The organism is Rhodococcus sp. 21391, assembly GCF_016772255.1.
Lineage (GTDB): Bacteria > Actinomycetota > Actinomycetes > Mycobacteriales > Mycobacteriaceae > Rhodococcus_F > Rhodococcus_F opacus.
In genome coordinates, this window is sequence record NZ_CP063782.1 from 654565 (window position 1) to 672899 (window position 18335).

Below are 18335 nucleotides of genomic sequence, written 5' to 3' on the forward strand. Positions count from 1 at the left end.
CGAGGACGGTGCGCGATGCGAATCCTCTTGGTCGAGGACGAGGCCCGACTGGCCGAGACCGTGCGGCGTGGACTGACGGCCGAGGGCTTCGTCGTCGATGTCGCGCGCGAGGGATGCGACGGGCTCGAACAGGCCGTGACCGGAGATTTCGACGTGGTCGTGCTCGACATCATGCTGCCCGGCATGCACGGCTACCAGATCCTGCGGGAGCTGCGCGCACGCCAGGTGTGGACTCCGGTGCTCATGCTCTCGGCCAAGGACGGCGAATACGACCAGGCGGACGCCTTCGACCTCGGCGCCGACGACTACCTGACCAAGCCGTTCTCGTTCGTGATCCTGGTGGCGCGGTTGCGCGCCCTGCTGCGGCGCGGGGCCCCCGAGCGGCCGGCGATCCTCACCGCGGGCAACCTGGCACTCGACCCGGCCCGCCGGCGCGTGAGCCGGGGGGAGGACGTACTCGCCCTGACACCCCGCGAGTACGGGGTGCTCGAATTCTTGCTGCGGAACAAGGGGGACGTCGTCAGCAAGGCGGAGATCCTGCGCTCGGTGTGGGACAGCAACTACGACGGCGACGACAACGTCGTCGAGGTATACATCGGCTACCTGCGGCGAAAGATCGACGCACCGTTCGGCATGGCCACCATCGAAACGGTGCGCGGCGTCGGCTACCGGCTACTCGACGCCCAATGACCGAATCTCACACCCGCTGGATCAGCCGCGCGAACGCCCGCAGGACGGCCTCCCAAAAATCGAGGCCGATCACCACCAGGGCACCGGTCGCGGCGGCCGACAGCACAACATGGACCGAACGACGTCCCGCCCGCTCCCAGTACACGTCACGAAGATTCAGCCACAAGGCGAACTCGTCCAGCGTGAGCGCGGCACCGACACCGAACAGCGCGGCAACGACCGGATGGTCGCCGTAACCGAAGGCGAACGCGAGATATCCGGTCACCAGCAGCAGCACGATCCCGGGCACCAGATGATGAACATGGGTGCCCCCCACCCGCACATTCCGCACGAACCGGCTGCCCCGCCGAACCGCGTGCGTGATCACCCGCACCCCCACGAAGCTGACCAGGAACGACGCCAGCACCACGAATGCCCCCAACTTGCCCTCGTCCACGATCCGCGAGTGGAACACTTCCACGACTTCCTCGACGAAGCGGGCGATATGGTTCACACCATCTGCTCCTCACCCCGCCGGTCGCCGCCCGGGTCATTTTGCTGGTCATGCGGCACACAGCGGCCCAACCTAGAGGGTAAACGTTCGCCGAGCCGATTCACGGCCTTCGCGGTGTCCTCCGGACCGATTCCCGCCGGACTGACCAGTAGGCGCGCCCTCGCCAGTCGGCGCCGACCGCGACCACCGAAGAACAGCGCGGAGACCGCGTACCCCAACTGGAGCCGCTCTCCCGCAAGTTCACCGGCCGCGGTGCCGAGAGTGAATGTGAACTGGATCGCCAATCAGTAGAACCCTTCGCGGCCAGTGGTGTCGATGCTATGGATGGACAGGGTGCGCTCGCTCGCGTACCCGAGCACGAAGGCCGCTATCAGTGCGATACCGAAGATCATGGTGGTGGCCTCGAGAGACCGGTCAGGGTTGTCCGGGATGAGTGTCCCGACCACGCTCAGCAGAATCACTGCACCAATACAGCGCCGGAATGGACTCTGTGCCCTTCTGCGGTCCGATGCGGCGGGCGGCCGCCGCATCGGTGGGACGCCGGTCCGTGCCTTTGCACGATTGCCTTACCGAAGCGCGGTCAACAGTGCGGTGAGGGTCTGGGTCTCGGTCGCGGTGTCGGGTTTGCTGGCGCGTAGTGCGTGCAGGACGCTGTCGATCTGGCCGTCGAGGACGGTCCAGGTGGTTTCGTCGAGTGGGCGCAGCGTCGTCTCGTCGTCGTCCCACGCCGTTTCGAGGTCCTTGATCCGGGCTGTCGCGTCTGCCTGGTCGCCGGCCTGGACTTTCCCGAGGGTGTCCTCCGCGATGGTGCGGAACTGCGCTATCTCTGTCGGCGGGAAATGCGCTGACACCTGACCCGGGGTGAGCGTTGTGATCACGGGTGTGGTGCCGGTTTCCTCGTCGCTCGCCGCGGTCGCGTGTGGCTGCCCGGCCGCCCAGATGAGCAGCGCGCCGGTGGCGACGGCGACGGCGACGTAGTACCCGAGCATGATCCGCTCGCGCGTCGGATGCGTGGTGATGGTCGTTGTGTGGGTTTGTTCGTGCTCTTCGATGACGTCGCTGCGGGTGAGCGTGAGGTACACGACCGTCGCGAGGATGGCGGTGAGGAAGATGGCGCTGGTGAGGGCGGTACCCAGGCCGAGTCCGTGATCGGTCGACGGGGATGCGAGCCAGTCGCCGAGGTTCGCGCCGAGTGGGCGGGTCAGGATGTAGGCGAGCCAGAAGGAGAGCACAGCGTTCGCGCCCAGACGCCAGCCGATCACGATCAACACGATCAGGCCGGCCGGCAGGAGCACCGATACACCGGGTCCCCAGCCGGTGAGGTCGAGTGTCCAGTCGCCGGCCGCGGTACCCAGGGCGAAGGTGATAAGTACTGCGAGCCAATAGAATAACTCTCTGGGCACCGTGACGATGCTGTGGATCGACAACGTCCGCTCGCGAACAAACCACACGGCGAAGACGATGGTCAGGGCCGCCGCGAAGACGCTCGTGCTCAGGGCGAGCGGAATGCCGAGAACATCGGTCAGGATGTCGGTGTAGAGCGTGCCGGTCACGCTGAGCACGACGACCGTCAGCCAGTAGACGAATGGCTCATAACGGGAAAGGCGCAACTGCCACCCCAGAACTGCGGCAAGGATGACCGTGAAGGTGAGGGCGGTGGTGTTCAGACCGAAACCCAAGGTCATGTTGATCCAGTCGGCGAAGCTCTCGCCCACGGTGGTGCAGAGGATCTTGATGACCCAGAACCAGACGGTGATCTCGGGCACCTTACTCAGCATCGCGCGCTGGGCTTTGATCGTCTCGGATCTCGTTGCCTCGTCCACAACGTCCGACCGTAACGCCACGTGGCTGAACATTCGCTGAGGGTTCGGTCAACGCCTGCCCCGCCCTCCCCATGTCACGAGTGATCTGTCGCCCGGTTCGCTCTACTGCCTATGTCAGTTTTCGCCGGCCGGCGCAATGAGGACCGGCGGATCTGGCTCGCGAGGAGGGGTTGCCTCGCCCTGACTGGGTATCCCGAGCGGCATGATGGTTCATCGGAATCGATGTACGCAAGCGCCCCACGAATGTCGACGAAACCACTGGGGCCCCAGCAAACTGCCACCCATCACCGCTGCGCTGGGGGTGCGGGGTGAGAATCAGTGATCGATCCGTGTCCATCGCTGTGGAGATGACCCCACGAGTCTGCGCTCGAGGATGCGAAGTACTTCCGTCCCACCGTCGCCGCTGGCCTTGCGGCAAGCACTGAACCGCGCCATTGATCTGACGGTTTCCATTGTACGAGAGACGATACCAAGCGCGATCGATGACCCATTCGGGAAGGTCGCGGTCCCGGTGTGCCGAACACAACGGTTCTTGGATGGAATCGGTCGACATATTGTCGGGTCGGCGGCAGGCGCTGCGCAAGTTGTCCGCGCGGCGCTTTGTCCCCGCGGCGCTGCATGCTCTGACGACCTCGGATACGCCGTCACCCCTCGCCCGGTCACCTGACCCGCACAACACCACCGCGATCTGCTCGGCTCCGCTGCGCTCCGCCGGGAGAATGTACCCGTCGGCACCAGGCGCAAGATCACCTCACTATCGGGGTTATTCGCGCATGTGGTCGTGCCACTCGCCCCCGTCGCCGCCGTTTGCAATCAGAACAATCGCCGCGATCGCATAGAGGACGATCGCGAGCAGCAGTAAGCCACCGAAGATCCATAGTGACAGTTGCCCGAGCTTACGCACCCGCCGAGAGGCGTACTCGGCGCCGTCAAGATCGCCCTCTGCCCACCTGGGATAGACCTCAAACGCGTGGTGAAATGCCGAGAACGCCAGTGGCCAGAAGAAGAGCACCGACACCACCGCCCAGCCGGCGTTGCTGCTGGGTCTCGCCCTGACCGACTGGCCGTCGGTTGGGTCGCGGGCGGGCTCGGTCCGAGTGGGCCGCTCATCAGGCGCGGGTTCCGATGATGGATTGACCATCGCGACCTCCATATCTGTAGAGACCGTTCCGCATCGACGATACGTGCCTTACGCTGAGGATTCGCTGAGTGCTCCATGATCGATTTCGGGTGTGGTCGCCGTGTTCGCTGTCGTGGCGCGGCGCCTCTCGATCACCGCGCCGCGCGAGTAGCGAGACCACTGGGTAGGTCCGCCGTCCCTCAGAGTGCTCTCGGCGAATCCGGTCACTCCGGATGTGCATGCCATCCCGGACGATGTCGACCACGGTTCCCGAGGTCACCTCTCCTTGGAGGGGTTCGATCGCGCAGATGCCGACACGCAGTGATCCATTCTTCGGACGCGGTAACGACATCCGGGTGGGCCTGCCATGTATTGGTCAAGTCGCGCAAGAGGTATGGGCGCACAACGAGAACCCCTCTCAGCGGACCCACAGCATTGGATGGCCATAGTGGGTGCCGGGGTGAATGTGATTGCCGACCACGGAGAAGAGAGGAGATCGACCTATGTCATCGGTTGCGCCCGGATCGCATGGACCCGATCATCCGTCACGGTATGTGATGCGCAAACTTCCTCACATCACCCTGACTTTTTGGATGTTGAAGATCGTCGCGACCACTTTCGGGGAAACCGGTGGCGACCTGCTCGCGCAGACCTTGGAGGTCGGCTACCTGGTGAGCACGCTCGTCTTCTTCGCGATGTTCCTTGTCGCTGTCGTGGTGCAGCTGCGGGCTCGGAAGTTCCATCCCGCCATCTACTGGACGGTCATCGCGCTCACCAGTACCGCCGGCACCACCCTGTCGGACTTGATGAACCGTACCGGAGGAATCGGTTACACGAAAGGCGCGATCCTGCTCACCAGCTGTCTCGCCGTCGTGTTCGTAGTCTGGTGGCGCAGCGGGCAAACCCTCGACGTCGAAAATGTCGCGAGCTTCAAAGGTGAAGTGTTGTATTGGATCGCGATCCTTTTCTCCAACAGTCTCGGCACCTCCAGTGGGGACTTCCTAGCTGACGACCTCGGCATCGGTTTCCGGGATAGTGCGGTGGTCCTGTCCGCGGTCATGTTGCTGCTGTTGGCCGCACACTACTTCACCCGGATCAACGCCATGTTGTTGTTCTGGATCGCATTCGTCCTCACCCGTCCCCTCGGCGCCACCGCAGGCGACTCCTTGAGTAAACCGATCGAAAAGGGCGGATTGAACTGGGGCACCATGTGGACATCGGCGGCGCTGCTCGCCGCAATGGTCGGGTTGATCATCTACCAGGCCATACACCTGCGTCATCACCCTCTCGATCCTCTGCCAGCTCCGATCGACCGGCGCACAGGTGATCGGCAGAAGCCCAACGGCGCCCTGGTCCCCGAAGACCGCGCGGAGCGGGTCACTGCCGAGGGATCCGCTTGACCCGCCGTGGCCGATACATGCCCGGCGCTGCGCGTAGGTGCGACCCGGCGAGCTATTGCCGGTCACCGGGTTGTGCGTCGGTGTCGTCGCCGGCGCAGGTTTGTCGGAGGAACGCCGATGAGGCCGAACGTGTTTCGTGCTCATCTGAATCCAGCGGGAGAGGTCTCGCGCCTCGGCCCCTGGTCGCCTCCTGCCACGGGACCTCCACCGCCGACAGGGAAAGGAACCACCGAAGCGGGTCCATCCCATAGGAACGCTGCGTGCCGTCGACCGGCCCAGGTCGGACAGATACGCCGTCACAGCGGCTTCGAGCGCTTGGTCTATAGCAAGACCGCGGCCGCCGCACCGGAGGTTCCGGGCTGGGGCTGGCCATCGACGCCGCACACAACGGGGCCGTCCGGCTCGCAGACGGCCCGGACGGCGGCGTTCGCGTCATCGTCGAACTTGCCGTACGTGGACCTGACCACCCCCGGCCGATCTCGCCGAATAGCCAGCGCCAGTAGTACCCCGGTCCCGGAAGGTCTGTGCGGTGGCCCACGATGCCTCGAGCACGGTGATGTGCGCCGGTTCAGGGTGTGATCGCGAGTCGTCGACCCAACCAGGGGAGTTCCTTCTCCAGACCGGCCGACCACACCTCGAAGGTGTGACCGCCGGGGAGCTCGGAGTAGTGAACATCCATACCGGCATCCCGGGCGGCGATGGCGAGCAGTTGCAGCGCCTGCTGAGCCTCGGGATCGGCGGAGCCGGCGACGAATGCGCCGGCGCTGTCCGGGTACCGGTGGGTGTGGAGCAGGTCGAGGGGGTTGATGCGGCGAAAGGCCTGCTCGTCGCCGGCGAACACGTCGGTGACGGTGCGGCGGTGGTCACCGAGGCCTGGTTCGATCTGCCCGGACAGGTCGAGGAAGGTCGGGTAGATGTCGGGGTGCGCGGTGGCCAGTTGGAGGCTGCAGGTTCCGCCGTAGGAGAGCCCTCCGATTGCCCAGCCTTGCGGGTCCGGATCGATCTGGAAGGTGCTCTTGACCCAGTTCGGGACGTCGGTACCGAGGTAGGTGTCGACATTGCCGAGGTGCGAGTCCACGCACGCCGGGTTGCCGAATTGAGTGCCCGTCGCGTCGGCGACGACGACAACGGGCGCCAGGCCGGCGTGCTGTGCGGAAAAGGAGTCCATGGTCTCGACCAGTCGTCCGCCGGCCAGCCAGTCCTCGGGGCCGCCGGGTACCCCGGCCAGCAGCACCAGTACCGGCAGAAGGGGGCGTGGCTCGGCGAAGTATGCCGGTGGGAGGTAGACGATGGCGGGTCGTGCCTCGAATCGAGACACCGTCGGTGGAATGGTCCCGGTAGTGACCGCTCCGGTCGCGGGCATGGCTGCCGGCGCTTCCCACACCGGGGAAAGCGGATCCCGATCGACGGCGGTCCGGTCGGTGCCCCTGATCTGGTCGAGGGCGAGTGTGCGGTAGTCGGGAATGCCCAGGATCGACCCGAGTGTCGGGTAGGCAGCGAACAGGACATTGATCTGGCCAGCCGCGGCGATGACGACGACAACCGAGGAAAGGGCGATCGCGGTCGCTGTCACCGGGTAGCGGCGGTCGCGGCATCGGAAGAACGCCCGCAACGTCGCCAACAGGACGGCCAGCACCGCGACGCCACCCCAGAAGTAGACTCGCCGGTCGAGTATGTCGGGAAACGGCTTCCAGACCCTTTCGACGATCCACACCGATCCCACCGCCAGCGCCACGGCACCACAACCGGCGAGGGGGACACCGACGAGCAGCCATCGGCGGCCGCGGCGGAGGAGTAGAACACCGAGACCGATGACCACGGCGACCGTCAGTGCGGCCCGGATCGGTCCGGACAGCAATGACCACCCGGTCAGTTCGCTGAGCATCGGATCGGCGCACCCTTCCTCCCGACGGGGCCCGGACTGTGCTGTTGACGCCGGTACCACCGCCGCGCTCCCCACCCAAGCGGCTCTTCCCAGTTGGCAGTGGCATTGATGTCGGCCGGGCGCGCGCCGCCATGATCGGCAGGCGAAGGCCAACCGTACCCGTCCGCAGATAATGCGGCCACAACTCGATTGTTGCCACACGTGGCGTTGACGGAGACGACGGCAGCGGTGTCGGTGTGTGGATCGACCCGCAACGGTGCCTCCCGGCGCCAGTCGAGGGTCAGCAAATGCGTTCCTCGGGAGAGCCGCTGGACGAAGCCGTATCCGGCCAACTCTCCTTCCGGGACTTGCCAGCCGATGTGTTCGGTTTGTCGACGACCTCCCGAACACCGGACCGCGGGTGACCAGCTGCTCGAACACCGCCGGCAACTCGGTCTCCGGCGTTCGGCAAGGATTTGTCGTACCGGCGACCGCCGTCGATGCTCATCCGAGTGCGTTCCGCCATCGATCGATGGCAACCATTGTTTAGTCACAGTGAACCTGGTTGGGGCTCAGCAGGTTCGGGCTGATCCGCAGGACCGGATCGGTGACCACGCAGAGGGCGTAGCGCGGCCGCGGAAGTCGGTAGTCTCGCCGCGGCGAGGCGGTCACAGACATCCGCCGGGTGTACCAGGAGGATTACGCCTACGCCGCAGCCGTGGCGCTGATCGCCTCGGTGGACTCGGACTCGGACTCGACGGAGGCGCTGTTCGTGCCTAGCTCGAAGCGCACCTAACCTCTCCGCGAAGGACAAGCGGATCGCGTCCTTCCGGGGTTTCCGATGAAGGCGCTCATCGCCGTGAAGCATGCGATGCTCGTCGTCTGGAACATTCTCGCCACGGCGACCTCTGCCCCGATCCCGGGGCCGTCGACTTCATCCGGCGTGGCCCCGCCACGACCAGGGGCCCGCGCAGTCGGCGAGCTCGAGGCACTCGGCTACCGCGTCACCCCCCACCCGTCCTCACCTGCGGTGGTCACCTAGTTTCGTAAGAGAGACGTGAGAGACATGGTGTCTCTGACGAGCCGGGCGAGGGAGGGAATGTGATGGTCCGTCTTGCCCGAATGGCGATCACCCGTGGCATCGCCAGTGCAGGCGCCACCGGCGGCGGCACCTGTCAGCGGCTGGTGAGTTCGTCGGTGTCCACATGCACCCCGACGTGGACTCCAACTTTGCTGCCGAGGTTGACCAGGGCGTCGAGTGAGAACTTGCTCAGCTTTCCGCGGTACAGGTCCGACAGCCGCGGTTGAGTGACGCCGAGGTTCTGCGCTGCCGTGACCTGGGACCACCCGAAGCGGTCGATCTGTCCGCGGATCGCGGTCATCAGATCAGCGCGGAGCTGACGGTTGTATGCTTCGCCCGGGGCGTCGCTGATCGCCTCCCAAACGGAAGCGGTCTCGACGATGTCGTTGTCGCTCATCATTTCTCCTTCGCATGTGCGTCCGCCGCCTTGTAGCGGCGACGGCCGAGGTCGATGTCGGACTTCGAGGTTTTCTGCGTCTTCTTCTGGAAACAGTGCAGGACGTAGACCACCTCGCCGAACCGAGCAACGTAGAACGTTCGAAACGCTCCATCGGGAGTGCGGACCCGGATCTCTCGACAGCCGGCCCCAACCTCCTTCATCGCCTTCCAGTCATCCGGATCCAGCCCCTGCTGCACTCGATCGAGCTGGTAGCCGAGATCTGTCTGTGCATCTCCGGGCAGATCACGCAGGTCATCGAGCGCACTGCCAACCCATCGAATCGGTTTTTCGTTACCTCGCACCACTTACACAGTATATCAATACGGATATACACGAGACCGGGAAGTATATTCGATCGTTTCATGGTCGAGCATGACCTGCAGCCGCGTCGTCGGGAGTTGAGGACACGGAGGACGACGTCGATGGCGAGATGGTTGACGACCACCATCAGCACGAACGATGTTCCGGTTCCGGAGGTGTACATGTCGCAGGCAGAGCGCGCGCGGGGGCGCGGCAGCCACTATATCGAGGAATCGGTCTGGGTGTACCTGATGCGTGACTGGGACGGTGCCGATCGGTGGGTGCTCGACCCGGTGACGGTGGACGGGTACGGGCTGGACTCGGGCCTCGAGAACGGTGTCCGCAACAGTGAGTGCGTGTGCGAGGACCAGGCCGAGTGCGACGTGTCCGGGATCGGATGGACCGGGCCGCCGTTGTGTGGTGGAGCCGGAGGGGCTGGGCGGTCAAGGTTCCGGTGCTCGCGCAGTTTCCTGCGGATATCGAGACCATGACCGGGCTCGACCCCGAGGGGCGCCCGGTGATGGCGCAGCGGATTGGTACGGTCGTGGGTGTAGACGAACGGCGCGTTGCCGAATAATTCATCGCGGATGATGCGGTTGTCTCACGCTCTTGATCGCACGGCTCGATCACGAGGTTTGTCACCGACGTTTGAGCCAGATCGCGAACTGCGGCGGCCAACGTGACGTCGCGGCCTGCCGCTCGTTCACCTTCTTCGAACTCATGAGATGGATACGGCTGGACGCCTCGAGTCGCGCGACTTCGGAGACAATCTTCGGTGCCAGCTTCGTGCCAACACCGGTCATGTGAATCCGTGTGTGTCCAGGCGGGCGGAGCGCGTTCATCTGCTTACGGAGACCGGTGAGATCGCCGGCAGCGACCGGCACGGCGGACAGAGGGCATACTCGCCCCTTTTGGATTCGTCGATGAACGCATGCATTGCGGCGGAACGATCTGAACAGTCCCGGGCTGCGGGCACCGCACGCTCATCACTGCTGGTTCACGGCACGCAATTTGTCGGTTGAGCGGTGCGCGGTAACCGGATGCCTGCTGTCGATGTCGATGAGACGACGGTGGAAGCGTTTCATCGTAGTTGGGCTGAGCGGGCAGAGCGACCGCGGGCGGGGTGTGCTGGTGTCTACCGCCTCTGACGGCAGACACCAGTGTGCGTTTGACCTGCCGCCCATATGGGCTGTATGGGTCATATGCAGTGAGAGTGCGCTGAGCTGAGGTGCTGGTGGCACGTCCCACCCCACCCGCCGATGCCGCGGCTGTAGCTAGGCAGAGTGCTTTGGATGTAGTCCTCGACGGCCTCACGCATGAGTTCGCTGGGCTTGTGGTGCTTGTGGTGCTTGGCGTTCGTCGAGCTTGTTGCTCAACGGTTGGGGCTGATCAGGCGCAAGGACCCGACCGCCAGCCACCCGCGCCGGGCGAGGCGGGCATCGATGGCCTTGACCGCGGGGTGCGTCAGCCGCGCTCGTACCGCGGTGCGCCCGAGCGCGCGCACCAGCAGCAGCGCCAGCACGGCGCTGACCGTCGTGGCGGCGATCGCGACGGCGACCCCGGGGCCGGGCCCGAACCGCAGTCCGGCGCTGAGGGTGAACACCGTTCGCGGCACCGGGGCGATCGTCAGTACCGCCTGGGCCAGGAAGAACACCAGCACGAACGCCGGTCCCATCGACTCCGCCCACTCCTGCACCTGGGAGATCGACGGGCGAGGGGCGAGGGCGGCGGCCACGGCCAGTGAGGCCAGTACCGCCAGGGTGGCGAGGACTCGGCGGTCGCGCAGGATCAGCGGCACCCGCCGAGGACCGCGACGTGGGGATCTGGGGGATAGTTGGTCGGCGGAGGCGCTCGGGCGGGCATCACCTGGCCGCGAGTGCTCACCGACTGAGTCGGCCTCCGCGGCGGCGTGGACGGTGTAGGTTCGCGGCCTCCACGTTGGAGGGATCACGCCAGCGCGCTTCCGGCCAGCCACTGATCCCACGGCACGGACCAGTCCCCGTTCTGCCACTGCGCGAGCGGCTCCCCGCCGGTGTTGCGGACCTCGACGATGTCGCCGGGGACGGAGAAGTCGTAGAACCAGCGGGCGTTGTCCGGGCTGAGGTTCAGGCAGCCGTGGGAAACGTTGGTGTTGCCCTGCGCCCAGATGGTGTCGGCGAGTTCGTGGAGATAGATGCCGTCGTTGCTGATGCGGGTGGCGTAGTTGATCGTTTCCTTGTACCCCAGGCGGGAATTGACCGGGAGCCCATAGGTCGAGGAATCCATGATCACGGGGTTGGCCTTGTCCAGAACGGTGTAGATGCCGCGCTGGGTCCAGAACGTCAGGGTTTGCCCGTTGATGGTTTCGCTGCCGCCCATCCCCATCGAGGTGGGCATGGTCCGCACGACTTCACCGTTGTTGCTGACCGTGATCTGTTTGGTGGTGTCGTCGGCGATGGCGATGTGCGCGTCGCCGATGATGAACGAGGTGGTCGCGTCCTCCTGACCGAACAGTCCACCACCGAGGTCGACGCCGTAGACGTTCGCGCGGGCGGTGACTTTCGTGCCGGGTGTGTAGTAGTTCTGCGGTCGCCAGTGCACGTTCTGCTCGTCCGCCCAGTACCAGGATCCCGGCACCGGGGGTGTGGTCTCGACGGTCAACGCCCTCTCGGCAGCGGCGCGGTCGGTGATCGGCTCGTCGAAGTGGGTGACGACGACGATTCCGATGCCGAAGGTGCCGCCGTCGGTGAGGAGATTGCCACCGGAGGTGACGAACGTCGGTTTGGTCAGGTTGCCCGGTTTGACGGTGGAGAAGGTGCTGGTCCGCTCGGTGCGGGTGCCGTCGTCGTGGATTGCGGTGGCCGCGATGGTGTAGGTCCTGCCGTATCCCAGCGCGGCACCGGGTTTCCAGGCGATGCGGTCGGGGGTGAAGATGCCCTCGATGACCTTGCCTTCGTTGTTGGTCATGGTGACCGATTCGAGGGTGCCACCGGTGGTTTCCACTGACACCGGGTCCGCGGGGTTGACCGTGTCGGCTCCGTCGGCGGGGGTCACCGTGATCGTGGGGTCGGGGTCGGCGGGGGTGGAAGGGTTCGCGCCGCCGCCCGGCGAGGATCCGGTGCCGGATGGGGCGCAGGCGGCCAGCAGCGCGAGCAGGATCGCCAGGGCGATCAGGATCGGAGTACGGCGGGGTGGGTGTGTGTGCATGAGTTCCTCAATACCGACGAGGCGGCAGCGAGCTGGTGGCAGAGAAGAAGTGGGGTGCACGCCATGTCCGTGGCGGCGGGGGAAGAGGGTGGGACCGGGAGGGGGCACGGTCCCACCCTCGTGGGGTCAGCCCTGTTGCAGCTGCCCCTGCATGGTGGTGATTTCGGCTTGCTGGGCGCCGACGATGGCGGTGGCCAGTTGCTTGGCGTCGGCGTTCTCTCCGTCGGAGAGTTCGGTCTGAGCCATCTCGATGGCACCGGTGTGGTGTTCGATCATCATGTTCAGCCAGGCGGTGTCGAAGTCGGCGCCGCTCTTGCCGGCCAGGTCGCTCATCTGCTCCGGTGTCATCATTCCGCTCATGCCACCGCCGTCGGCCATCCCGCTCGTTCCGCCGTGCTTCATCCCGCTCATGCCGCCGCCGGCATCGGTCGAGGGAACACTCATGCCCCGCTGTGCCAGCAGTGCGGTCATCTGTTCCATTTCCGGTCCCTGGGCTGCGGCAATGTTTTTGGCCAGGTCGAGTATCTGTGGGTTGGTGGTGCGGCCCTCGACCATGTTGGCCATCTCGACGGCCTGGGCGTGGTGGGGGTACATCGTCTGCAGGAACGTCACGTCGGCGTTGTTGAATGCGGTCGTCTCCACCGCTGCGGTGGTGGGGCTGCTCGACGTGGTGCCCGAGGTGTTATTCGACATCTGGGACATGTCGTGTCCGCCGCCGCTGTTGTCGCTACAGCCGGCGAGAACCAGCACTCCGGACACCGCCGCGGCGGACAGGACGAACGTGGCACGGGGGGAACGCAAAGACCACATGGATAGGACTCCTCGAAAGGTCGGTGTGTGAAAGGTGAAGCAGGCGTGCCCGAGACACGTCCGCGTAGGTGACCCACTTGACGTGGGTCACCTGTCACACCCGCAATACCGACAGTTGCGCGAGGGTCGGAGTGGTCCACGGCGGCGCCCGGCCAGCGCGGTGGCGCAGCAGGGCCCGCAGGCTGTGTACCGCGGTCTCGCCGGTGGTGGCGGTGGCGTACCACCGGGCGAGGACCAACGCCGCGGCGATCGTCATCACGGCCATGCACAGATGCAGGCCGGAATGGTCGGTGCAGTCGCCGCCCTCGCAGCCCGTCCCGGCCAGTGCGACGGGAAAATCCTCGAGCGGCATCGGCATCGGCGCCGCGGCCGCGTCGTGGGAGTGCGCGTGCACACCGGAATCATGCCCCGATGAGGTGGGGTGCCCGCCGGTGTGGTCGAGCAGGGGAGAGGAATGCATGAGGAGGACACCGAACAGCACCGCCACGACAGCGGCCACCCGCAGCAGGTGCTGCATCGGCGGCGTCGTACCCAGCGCTTTCACAGTCATGATGGTACTGGCCGGGCTCGGGGTCGCCGCGGTGAAGGGCGCGACCGGGTGATTGTGTCGCTGAGTGCGGCGCCACCGGTCGGCTGTCCGCACTGGGTAACCCCGGAGACGATGCGATCGCCCGCCGTCCCGCCGCCCCGCCGCCCCGTCATCGTTCACCGGGCTCTGGGTAGAGGAATCTGCGGGTGACGAGATGTTTGCTGTCGGTGAGGGTTTCCTCGCTGATCCGTCCGGCGTCGTCGAGGGTGAGCAACACGTTCATTCCGGCGGCCGGGTAGCCGAGCACCAACCGCACGGCCCCGTCCGCGTGCGGCAACCGGACGGCGATCGGGGCGGTTCCGTCGGCGTACGGTTCCTGCGCCAGGAAGAAGTCGGCGGACAGGTCGAGTCGCTGCGGCTCGGGCACCGGGCCGCTGGTGTCGCTGGTGACGCTCTCGTAGACAGTCAGGTCCCGTGGGCGTGGGTGGCGGCGACGGCGCGGGCGAGGTCGTCGCCGCCGGGACCGGTGGGCCAGGGCGCGAGCAGGCTGACCGTGCCGCCCTGCCAGCCCTGCGCCGCCGCGCCGAGGGTGAGCACGTTGTCGCCGCCCTGCCAGCTGGCGGGTGCGACGAAGCAGCCCGGGCCGCATCCCCGCAGGTCGAGTGGAGCGCCGTCGGTTCCTGCGGCGTCGATCCGCCCGGTCAGGGAAAAGTCCTGGCCCGGTTCGGGGGCGTAGTAGTCGCCGCGGCGTGGGGTGGACAGCCGTACCACCAGTTGCCCGTCGCTGGCGGCGACGGAGAGTCCGATCTGCCCGGCGAGGGCGCCCAGGGGCAGGACCGGACCCGTCGGCGCCGGGGGGCCCGGCTGCGGGGAGGTGCCGGCCGGGGTGGTGGAGACCAGGGTGGCGCTGACCGCCAGCACCGCGATCAACACGATGCTCTCGGCCCGAATCGTACGCCGCATCAGGGCTGTTCGCTCCGGGGCGTGCAGCGATTGCCGCGCCGCGAGCGCTAACCCGGCGGCGGCGGCGGCGACCAGCACCAGCTTGACCACCAGCACCTGACCGTAGGTGGTGGACAGCAGGGCGGAGAACGGAATCAGCAGCAGGGCGGAGACGGTGCCGGTGGCCACCACGACCAGGAAGGTCCCCACCGCCAGCCGGGTGTATCCCGCCAGCACCCACCGCACGGCGGCGCGCTCGCCCCACCAGGCACGCACCGCGCGGACCGTGTGCACGAGCGCGCCCACCCAGATCGCGGCGGCCGCCAGGTGCACCGCGGTCAGGAGGCCACCCCAGCCGGGGGCGGCGACGTTGGCGTGCGAGCGCAGGCCCTCCGCGGCGACGACCAGCACCAGCGGTGCGAGTGTCCACTTCCGGCGGTCGGCGGCGGCCACCACGATCGCCCCGGCCAATCCGGCGGCCTCGGTGAGCAAGACGAGACCGGGCCGGCTCTGCCACCACATATTCACCTCGCCGGCGACGCGGCGAGGGCAGCGCCGAGGCCGAGGACACCGACAAGTCCGATCAGGGCGCCGGCCACCAACGGGGACCGCAGCACCGGCAGGGACGGATTCTCTCGTCGGGCGGTGGTGGTGACGCGTTCGGCGATCAGACCGCCGAGTGCGACGGCGAGCCCGAGGAGCAGCAGCCACCGCAGGGCGGTATCGGTCCAGGACGTCGACGGGCCGTCGGCCGCGCTGCCGTCACCGGTCAGGGCGAGGCCGACGGCGAATCGGAAGTCCTGCTCGACCAGGTCTCCGTCGGCGCCGGTCACCTGCCAGCGCACGGTGTAGGTCCCCGCTGCCAAGGTGTCGGCCGGGCGGGCGGTGAGGACACGCCCGTCCCGGGCGGTTTCGGCGGCGCCCATCGGGATTTCGCGGCCGGCGCCCTCGTGCAGGACGATCGCGGGCGCCCCGGGGGTGACCGGTTCGTTGAACATCAACGTGATCGACTGCGGTGGGTCGGAGACCGCGGTGTCGGAGCCGGGGTCGGTGAACAGCAGGGTGGGACGGGCGCCGGCCACCCCCGCCCCGGCACCCGCGGCCGCGGTCAGGGCCAGCAGCAGGAGCAGGCCACGGAACAGGTGGCGGGCGAGGGCGGGCACAGTCGTCAGTTCAGGGTGTAGAGCGCCTGGGAGGTGGCGGCGTAGGCGGTGTCGTAGTTGGCTGCGGTCATCGCTTCGACGGTGCCGACCCGGGAGCGTTTCTGCCAGTCCCGCCCATCCCTGCTGCGCCAGGCGTACCCGTCCTCGTCGATTCCCCACAGCGCATCCCCGGCGCCGGAGACCATCACCAGTCGTGGGGCGTTCGGCACGGGCGAGAACGTGCGGGCGCCGGTGGTGCTGTGTTCCAGACCCGCCGGGGTCACCGCCCACACCCCGCTGCCGTTGACCGCCAGTGCGCCGGCGACCAGAGACGCGCCCGGTGTCCAGGTGGTGCCGCCGTCGGTCGACACGAGCAGCCCGTCCTTGCCGTCGAAACCGACCAGCAGCCGTCCGTCCGTGCTCAGGACATGGAAGTCGACCTGCCCGGCCAGGGACCGGTCCACCCAGCTGGTGCCGCCGTCGGTGCTGCTGCGCAGCCCAAGCGGGTTGGCGGCCGAACTGGACGCACCGGGGTGCCCGGACGCGAAGACGGTGTCGGTGTTCGGTACGCCGGTCAGTCCCATGAAGTCGTCGTCGGAGGCGCCGACGCGGGACGTCGTACCGGAGGTGTCGATGGCGAACAGCCCCGTGTGGGTGCCGGCCAGGACGGCGCCGTCGGCGCCCACGTGCAGTCCGTGCAGGTGGGTCAGTTCGGAGCTCAACTCCACCGTCGGCACGGCGGCGTCCGGTGTCGTCGTGTCGTCGGCTTGCGAAGAGCAGCCGGCGAGCACGAGCAGGGCGGCGATCCCGGTGGGAAATACGGTGCGGGCGATCCGATTGGCAGGCATGGGGTCTCGTTCTGTGCTCGGCGGGATGAAAAAAGGGGGGGCACCCGTAGCGAAGCCGCCGCGGGTGCTGGGTCCGATGGTGTTGCGGCGGTGGTTATTCGGTGTAGGACAGGGTGGTCATCATCCCGGCCTCACCGTGGTAGAGGTTGTGGCAGTGCACCAGCCACTGGCCGGGGTTGTCCGCGTCCAGGTCCACCTCGACCGTCTGATTCGGCAGCACCAGGGTGGTGTCCTTGCGGGGACCGGTGCCGTGGCCGTCGACGACCTGGAAGGTGTGCCCGTGCAGGTGCATGGGGTGAAACATCATGGTCTGGTTGACGAACCGCAGCCGCACCCGCTGCCCCTGGGCGATCGCGAGCGGGGTGTGCTCGTCGTAGGTGGCGCCGTTGATCGTCCACCGGTACCCGGACATGTCCATGCCCAGCATCAGATCGTGGACCCGATCGGGGTTGCGTAGGCCGAGCCGGACGTCCTCGCGGGACCGCAGCGCCAGGCCGGTGATCGGGGGTGCGTCGAGCTCGGCAGGCCGGATGGCCGGATCGAGTCGTCCGCCTGCCCCGGTGCGGATCACGGCGAAACCCTGCCCCTGTTTGCCCTCGGCGGCCGCGACGATCGGGAAGACCCCGTCACCGAGCGTGACGATCGCATCGAAACGCTCCCCCATGCCGATCAGCACCGAGGATCCTGTGACCGGCTGCATCGGATAGCCGTCGCTGTGGGTGACGGTCAGCTGATGGCCGCCCACGGCGAGGCGGAACGCGGTGTCCGCCCCGGCGTTGATGATCCGCAGCCGCACCCGCTGACCGGGGCGGGCCCGCACCGAGAAGGGGTCGGTCCCGAGGGTGCCGTTGATCAGGTAGTAGGGGTAGTCCACGTCCCCGGTGTCGGCGCCCAGCGGGTTCGCCGGATCGATCGTGGTCCCTATGTCCATCCCGGACATGCCGCCGTGGTCCATGCCCATGCCGCTCATCATCGGCATCCCGCCCTGGCGCAGTTCATCGAGTTGCTGGTCCGGGGTCCGGCCGCCCACCCCGTCGAGCCAGTCGTCGAGGACCAGGACGGCCTCGAGGTCGTAGTCGCCGCCCTCGGCCGGGTCTTCGACGATGACCGGGGCGTACAGGCCCCGGTCGAACTGCATCCCGACATGGGGGTGGAGCCAGTGGGTGCCGGCGTCGGGGGCGAGGAACTCGTAGGTGAACGGGCTGGTGGGGGCGATGGCGGACTGGGTCAGCCCGGGCACCCCGTCCATGTCGTTGCGCAGCGCGATGCCGTGCCAGTGGATGGTCGACTCGGCCGGCAGATCGTTGGTCAGCTCGGCGCGCAGCAGATCCCCGCGGCGCAGCCGGACTTCCCGGCCGGGAATCCGGTCGTTGTAGGCCCAGGTATCGACCTGGACACCGCCCAGGTCGATCCGGGTCGGGCCGGCTTTCAGGGAGGCGGTGACCGTGTTCCCGGTCCCGATAGTGGCTCGCCGGACCTGCTCGGCCGTCCTCACGGCTGCCGAATCGGGACCGACGGCGGTGGGCGCCGGTCCGGGGCCACCACCCCTGCTGCACGCGCCCGCAGCCGCCACGGCCCCCAGGCCGGCCAGCGCCAGAAAGTTCCGACGCGACAGGCGGGCGGCACCGGGAAACTGTTCGATCATGCACAACTCCTGTTCGAGCGCGG

General features: G+C 67.1%; 20 protein-coding genes and 2 pseudogenes. 4 read left to right on the forward strand and 18 right to left on the reverse strand.

All coding sequences use genetic code 11. From position 1 onward, the window contains the following. Nucleotides 1-15: 15 nt before the first annotated feature. Nucleotides 16-690, forward strand: a complete 675-nt coding sequence (locus tag GO592_RS37765; protein WP_007296113.1) for a response regulator transcription factor — start codon at nt 16-18, stop codon at nt 688-690. Nucleotides 691-697: 7 nt separating this feature from the next. Here GO592_RS37765 and GO592_RS37770 read toward each other — a convergent pair whose 3' ends face one another. From GO592_RS37770 to GO592_RS37790, 4 genes and pseudogenes are all read right to left on the reverse strand, one after another. Continuing rightward, entirely contained in the window at nt 698-1183 is a 486-nt protein-coding gene (locus GO592_RS37770; protein WP_007296112.1) for a hypothetical protein, read from the reverse strand. Between the two features lie 188 nt (nt 1184-1371). Beyond that, nucleotides 1372-1666, reverse strand: a pseudogene (locus tag GO592_RS45185) (hypothetical protein); the annotation flags it as partial. An 83-nt stretch (nt 1667-1749) separates the two neighbouring features. Beyond that, nucleotides 1750-3039, reverse strand: a complete 1290-nt coding sequence (locus tag GO592_RS37785; protein WP_007296109.1) for a COG4705 family protein — start codon at nt 3037-3039, stop codon at nt 1750-1752. A gap of 730 nt (nt 3040-3769) precedes the next feature. Continuing rightward, complete coding sequence (locus GO592_RS37790) at nt 3770-4147, reverse strand: CD225/dispanin family protein (RefSeq protein WP_039950588.1); 378 nt, start codon at nt 4145-4147, stop codon at nt 3770-3772. Nucleotides 4148-4719: 572 nt separating this feature from the next. On the opposite strand from GO592_RS37790, the gene GO592_RS37795 reads away from it, so the two are divergent. Further along, nucleotides 4720-5526 (forward strand): COG4705 family protein, encoded by an 807-nt coding sequence (locus GO592_RS37795; protein ID WP_236581628.1) that lies wholly within the window; start codon nt 4720-4722, stop codon nt 5524-5526. Between the two features lie 568 nt (nt 5527-6094). On the opposite strand, the gene GO592_RS37800 is transcribed toward GO592_RS37795, so the two are convergent. Both GO592_RS37800 and GO592_RS46085 read right to left on the reverse strand, forming a co-directional pair. Beyond that, a complete protein-coding gene (locus GO592_RS37800; protein ID WP_007296106.1) occupies nt 6095-7411 on the reverse strand; it encodes an alpha/beta hydrolase in 1317 nt (438 codons plus the stop codon). A gap of 525 nt (nt 7412-7936) precedes the next feature. Then, nucleotides 7937-8068: a hypothetical protein gene (locus GO592_RS46085; RefSeq protein WP_272943264.1), complete on the reverse strand. Its 132-nt coding sequence runs from the start codon at nt 8066-8068 to the stop codon at nt 7937-7939. Nucleotides 8069-8231: 163 nt separating this feature from the next. Here GO592_RS46085 and GO592_RS37805 point away from each other — a divergent pair, with 163 nt between their 5' ends. Continuing rightward, the gene (locus GO592_RS37805) at nt 8232-8432 is read left to right on the forward strand and encodes a hypothetical protein (protein WP_007296105.1); all 201 of its coding nucleotides are present in this window, start codon (nt 8232-8234) and stop codon (nt 8430-8432) included. Nucleotides 8433-8565: 133 nt separating this feature from the next. Here the strand turns inward: GO592_RS37805 and GO592_RS37810 are convergent, their stop codons facing one another. Further along, complete coding sequence (locus GO592_RS37810; protein WP_007296104.1) at nt 8566-8868, reverse strand: helix-turn-helix domain-containing protein; 303 nt, start codon at nt 8866-8868, stop codon at nt 8566-8568. Next, a complete protein-coding gene (locus GO592_RS37815) occupies nt 8868-9215 on the reverse strand; it encodes a type II toxin-antitoxin system RelE/ParE family toxin (RefSeq protein ID WP_007296103.1) in 348 nt (115 codons plus the stop codon). The genes GO592_RS37810 and GO592_RS37815 overlap by 1 nt, the downstream gene beginning before the upstream one ends. A gap of 117 nt (nt 9216-9332) precedes the next feature. On the opposite strand from GO592_RS37815, the gene GO592_RS37820 reads away from it, so the two are divergent. Continuing rightward, nucleotides 9333-9701 (forward strand): hypothetical protein, encoded by a 369-nt coding sequence (locus GO592_RS37820; RefSeq protein WP_007296102.1) that lies wholly within the window; start codon nt 9333-9335, stop codon nt 9699-9701. Between the two features lie 147 nt (nt 9702-9848). On the opposite strand, the gene GO592_RS37825 is transcribed toward GO592_RS37820, so the two are convergent. The 10 genes and pseudogenes from GO592_RS37825 to GO592_RS37860 all read right to left on the reverse strand — a co-directional run bounded on the left by GO592_RS37825 (nt 9849) and on the right by GO592_RS37860 (nt 18312). Then, complete coding sequence (locus GO592_RS37825) at nt 9849-10013, reverse strand: hypothetical protein (RefSeq protein WP_012686844.1); 165 nt, start codon at nt 10011-10013, stop codon at nt 9849-9851. A gap of 578 nt (nt 10014-10591) precedes the next feature. Further along, nucleotides 10592-11008: pseudogene (locus GO592_RS37830) on the reverse strand (TVP38/TMEM64 family protein); the annotation flags it as partial. 149 nt (nt 11009-11157) lie between these two features. After that, nucleotides 11158-12396 (reverse strand): L,D-transpeptidase, encoded by a 1239-nt coding sequence (locus GO592_RS37835; RefSeq protein WP_007296099.1) that lies wholly within the window; start codon nt 12394-12396, stop codon nt 11158-11160. Nucleotides 12397-12522: 126 nt separating this feature from the next. Continuing rightward, nucleotides 12523-13206 (reverse strand): DUF305 domain-containing protein, encoded by a 684-nt coding sequence (locus tag GO592_RS37840; protein WP_007296098.1) that lies wholly within the window; start codon nt 13204-13206, stop codon nt 12523-12525. Between the two features lie 94 nt (nt 13207-13300). Then, nucleotides 13301-13756, reverse strand: coding sequence for a DUF6153 family protein (locus GO592_RS37845; RefSeq protein ID WP_012686845.1), 456 nt, complete (start codon nt 13754-13756; stop codon nt 13301-13303). 148 nt (nt 13757-13904) lie between these two features. After that, a complete protein-coding gene (locus GO592_RS45190) occupies nt 13905-14162 on the reverse strand; it encodes a hypothetical protein (RefSeq protein ID WP_012686846.1) in 258 nt (85 codons plus the stop codon). Nucleotides 14163-14200: 38 nt separating this feature from the next. Then, a complete protein-coding gene (locus tag GO592_RS45195) occupies nt 14201-15199 on the reverse strand; it encodes a CopD family protein (protein WP_231869104.1) in 999 nt (332 codons plus the stop codon). Between the two features lie 2 nt (nt 15200-15201). After that, a complete protein-coding gene (locus tag GO592_RS45200; protein WP_012686848.1) occupies nt 15202-15840 on the reverse strand; it encodes a copper resistance CopC family protein in 639 nt (212 codons plus the stop codon). A gap of 5 nt (nt 15841-15845) precedes the next feature. Beyond that, nucleotides 15846-16667, reverse strand: coding sequence for a F510_1955 family glycosylhydrolase (locus tag GO592_RS37855; RefSeq protein ID WP_007296096.1), 822 nt, complete (start codon nt 16665-16667; stop codon nt 15846-15848). 94 nt (nt 16668-16761) lie between these two features. Further along, nucleotides 16762-18312 carry a multicopper oxidase family protein gene (locus GO592_RS37860; protein WP_007296095.1) on the reverse strand — a complete coding sequence of 517 codons (1551 nt, stop codon included), beginning with the start codon at nt 18310-18312 and terminating at the stop codon, nt 16762-16764. Between the last annotated feature and the right edge of the window lie 23 nt (nt 18313-18335).

Bases quoted from the DNA above. Each gene is read 5' to 3' on its own strand.
- GO592_RS37765 (WP_007296113.1), top strand. From the start codon at position 16: ATGCGAATCCTCTTGGTCGAGGACGAGGCCCGACTGGCCGAGACCGTG.
- GO592_RS37785 (WP_007296109.1), bottom strand. From the start codon at position 3,039: ATGTTCAGCCACGTGGCGTTACGGTCGGACGTTGTGGACGAGGCAACG.
- GO592_RS37790 (WP_039950588.1), bottom strand. From the start codon at position 4,147: ATGGTCAATCCATCATCGGAACCCGCGCCTGATGAGCGGCCCACTCGG.
- GO592_RS37795 (WP_236581628.1), top strand. From the start codon at position 4,720: ATGTTGAAGATCGTCGCGACCACTTTCGGGGAAACCGGTGGCGACCTG.
- GO592_RS37800 (WP_007296106.1), bottom strand. From the start codon at position 7,411: ATGCTCAGCGAACTGACCGGGTGGTCATTGCTGTCCGGACCGATCCGG.
- GO592_RS46085 (WP_272943264.1), bottom strand. From the start codon at position 8,068: ATGTCTGTGACCGCCTCGCCGCGGCGAGACTACCGACTTCCGCGGCCG.
- GO592_RS37805 (WP_007296105.1), top strand. From the start codon at position 8,232: ATGAAGGCGCTCATCGCCGTGAAGCATGCGATGCTCGTCGTCTGGAAC.
- GO592_RS37810 (WP_007296104.1), bottom strand. From the start codon at position 8,868: ATGAGCGACAACGACATCGTCGAGACCGCTTCCGTTTGGGAGGCGATC.
- GO592_RS37820 (WP_007296102.1), top strand. From the start codon at position 9,333: ATGGCGAGATGGTTGACGACCACCATCAGCACGAACGATGTTCCGGTT.
- GO592_RS37825 (WP_012686844.1), bottom strand. From the start codon at position 10,013: ATGACCGGTGTTGGCACGAAGCTGGCACCGAAGATTGTCTCCGAAGTC.
- GO592_RS37835 (WP_007296099.1), bottom strand. From the start codon at position 12,396: ATGCACACACACCCACCCCGCCGTACTCCGATCCTGATCGCCCTGGCG.
- GO592_RS37840 (WP_007296098.1), bottom strand. From the start codon at position 13,206: ATGTGGTCTTTGCGTTCCCCCCGTGCCACGTTCGTCCTGTCCGCCGCG.
- GO592_RS37845 (WP_012686845.1), bottom strand. From the start codon at position 13,756: ATGACTGTGAAAGCGCTGGGTACGACGCCGCCGATGCAGCACCTGCTG.
- GO592_RS45195 (WP_231869104.1), bottom strand. From the start codon at position 15,199: ATGTGGTGGCAGAGCCGGCCCGGTCTCGTCTTGCTCACCGAGGCCGCC.
- GO592_RS37855 (WP_007296096.1), bottom strand. From the start codon at position 16,667: ATGCCTGCCAATCGGATCGCCCGCACCGTATTTCCCACCGGGATCGCC.
- GO592_RS37860 (WP_007296095.1), bottom strand. From the start codon at position 18,312: ATGATCGAACAGTTTCCCGGTGCCGCCCGCCTGTCGCGTCGGAACTTT.